Origin of the sequence: Pseudoalteromonas shioyasakiensis, from assembly GCF_022398475.1 — a bacterium.
Lineage (GTDB): Bacteria > Pseudomonadota > Gammaproteobacteria > Enterobacterales > Alteromonadaceae > Pseudoalteromonas.
Genome location: NZ_JAKEVM010000243.1, coordinates 1 through 2,982 on the forward strand (window position 1 = coordinate 1; position 2,982 = coordinate 2,982).

Annotated in this window: 4 protein-coding genes; all 4 read left to right on the forward strand. The window is 38.4% G+C overall.

Annotated elements, in window-relative coordinates:
* Positions 1-145: 145 nt before the first annotated feature.
* Entirely contained in the window at positions 146-1,039 is an 894-nt protein-coding gene (gene ppk2, locus L1D51_RS21060) for a polyphosphate kinase 2 (RefSeq protein WP_082665603.1), read from the forward strand.
* An 11-nt stretch (positions 1,040-1,050) separates the two neighbouring features.
* On the forward strand, positions 1,051-1,365 hold the full coding sequence (locus L1D51_RS21065; RefSeq protein ID WP_054561321.1) for a hypothetical protein: 315 nt from the start codon (positions 1,051-1,053) through the stop codon (positions 1,363-1,365).
* Positions 1,366-1,482: 117 nt separating this feature from the next.
* Complete coding sequence (locus L1D51_RS21070; protein ID WP_239964778.1) at positions 1,483-1,902, forward strand: hypothetical protein; 420 nt, start codon at positions 1,483-1,485, stop codon at positions 1,900-1,902.
* Positions 1,903-2,128: 226 nt separating this feature from the next.
* Positions 2,129-2,982 (forward strand): tRNA 2-thiocytidine(32) synthetase TtcA (gene ttcA / locus L1D51_RS21075; RefSeq protein WP_239964779.1); only part of this gene is annotated, 854 nt, incomplete at its 3' end.

Consider the following 2,982-nt stretch of genomic DNA (forward strand, 5'->3'; position numbering starts at 1 on the left):
TAATTATTAAGTGCTAACCTTCTATTTTTAAATGATTTTTCAGAATTGAAAATATAGATTTAGATCAAGTTACTTAGCAATAACTGGCTTAAAGTAAAACTATAAAGATCTCAATATAGGTAGTTATAGTTTAAAAGGAGTCGTTATGCAGACAGTCAATGTCGAACCTGTATCAGTTAAACAGCAGAAATTAGCCGAAGCCAATGCGAAGCAGGATGTGGTTTTTGATCTAAATGTTAAAAACCCAAGCTTAAAGTGGAATGCTGACGGTAAATACCCATATAAACGCAAAATGGACGTAGTTGAATACGAGCGTCATAAACACGAACTGCAAATCGAGCTTTTAAAAATGCAAGGCTGGGTAAAAGAGACCAACCAGCAAATTGTGATTTTATTTGAAGGTCGAGATGCGGCGGGTAAAGGTGGCACTATTAAGCGCTTTATGGAGCATTTAAACCCTCGTGGGGCGCACGTGGTGGCTTTAGAAAAACCATCTGCAAGAGAGCGTGATCAATGGTACTTTCAGCGTTACATTAACCATCTGCCAACAAAGGGTGAAATTATATTATTTGACCGTTCTTGGTATAACCGAGCCGGTGTTGAGAAGGTAATGGGGTTCTGTGATGATCACGAATATTTAGAGTTTATGCGTCAAACTCCTCAACTTGAACGTATGTTGGTGAATAGCGGTATTAAGCTATTTAAATATTGGTTTTCGGTCAGCAGAGAAGAGCAATTTAGACGCTTTAAATCTCGCCAAAATGATCCACTCAAACAATGGAAGCTAAGCCCAGTTGATATGGCATCACTGGCTAAATGGCATGATTACAGTGATGCCAAAGATGCCATGATGTTTCATACCCATACTAAGGATGCACCTTGGACACAAATTCGATCTGATGATAAAAAGCGCGGGCGTATCAACTGTATGCGTCATTTCTTAAGCTGTTTGGATTACCCAGAAAAAGATCACGAAATTGTGAATCGTCTCGACCCGCTTATTGTCACAGAACCTACCCGCATGTCTGCACGTCAGTAAAGGAGAATACTATGCAAAATTCACAGTCAGTATTTGAGAAACGTCTTGCTAAGCTCGAAAAAATTCTCGAAAAGAGTAAAAAAGAAGTGGCCAAAACCACTGAAATTGCAAAAGATGCAGCACTTAAAGCACAAGCAGCTGTAGAGTGCGCTAGTGAAGCAGAGAAACTAGCCGAAAATGCTAAAAAGCGCTTGAAAGCAGCAAAAAAGCAATTAAAAGAGGCTAAAGTATTAAAAATAGCGCAGAAAAATGCGTCGAAAAAGTCGGCAATAAAACGTGCTAAACGAATGGCAAAGAATAAAAAAGCTAAAACTAAAAGCGCTTAAAGTTAACAAAGGGCACAGGGCTCATGTGCCCTTTGTTTTTATTAAGCGTATAGCTGGACATTTTTACGATTCTCGATATGCTAAACCTTACTTTTTCAGGGACTTAAAAGCATCTTAATGAAAACTTTAGCGCCTATTTTTGTTATTTTACTGCTATGTTCAGCTTGTAGCAGTCATTCACCTATCAACCAAGAAATGCAAACTAAGTTGCAAGGCTCATGGCAGTCTACAAATAGCCCAGTTTGTGAGGCTAATTTTCATACCATGACGTTGAAAAATAAAACATTAGAAATCTCTTATGATGAGCAGGGCTATATTTCCGCGTCCGAAGCGAGAAAAACCTTCGTTTATAATATTCTCTCAGCAGAGAAAAATTTAATCCGTGTGCAGCTTGAAAATGAAACCCGCTTAGATAAAAAGGGCAAGCATGTGGTTTGGCATCTAAAACCTCTTAGAAATGATAAATACTGTTGGGGCAGAGATGATTGGCCTGATCTTGCTTGTACAGCTTCTCGTTACAAATGCACAGTAAAATAAATCAGTAATCAGTTTACAGAGGTCAGAAAATTAGAGCTTTCAGCCTGTAAATTGAAGAACCTGAGGCCCTATACCCAAAGCGCTTTGCTTTACGTGGTATCTCTACGAGTGAAGCGCTTTAATTATCCCATGCTAATCATTTCAACTGGCTTAAAAAGTCCGTATAATCCACGCCGAACTTTTTACTATGAAACATGGCTTACAAAAGCCTGTATGAGCAGAGCAAATGAATCAAACTGATACTAGAAAAGAAACTCTTGAATTTAATAAACTTCAAAAGCGTCTAAGAAGGCATGTTGGTAATGCGATTACTGATTACAACATGATTGAAGACGGTGATGTTGTTATGGCATGTATCAGTGGTGGTAAAGATTCTTTTGCAATGCTAGATATTTTGCTTAATTTACAAAAAGCAGCGCCGATTAAATTTGAAGTGATTGCAGTAAACCTTGATCAGAAGCAACCTGGTTTTCCTGAGCACATTTTGCCTGATTACTTTGAAACGCTAAATATCCCGTATTACATCGTTGATAAAGATACTTACTCAGTAGTAAAAGAAAAAGTACCAGAGGGCAAAACTACCTGTGGTCTGTGTTCACGACTTCGTCGCGGCACACTTTATTCATTTGCAGAAAAAATTGGTGCAACTAAACTAGCACTTGGTCATCACATGGATGATATCGTTGAGACAATGTTCTTAAATATGTTCCATGGTTCACGACTAAAAGCGATGCCACCAAAATTGCGCTCTGATGATGAACGTAACGTGGTAATCCGTCCGTTGTCATATTGCCGTGAAAAAGATTTAATTAAATACGCTGAGCACAAAGACTTCCCAATTATTCCTTGTAACTTATGTGGCTCACAAGAAAACTTGCAACGTCAATCAATCAAAGCCATGTTGACTGAGTGGGATAAGAAAACTCCAGGTCGTGTTGAGAGTATCTTTAAATCTTTACAAAATGTTAGTCCAAGCCAGCTTGCAGACAGAAACTTATTTGATTTTGAAAATTTACCACTTGATAGAGAAGGCAATCGTGAAAGCTATGACTTTAGCGAGGCGGTGGTCTCATCAACAAA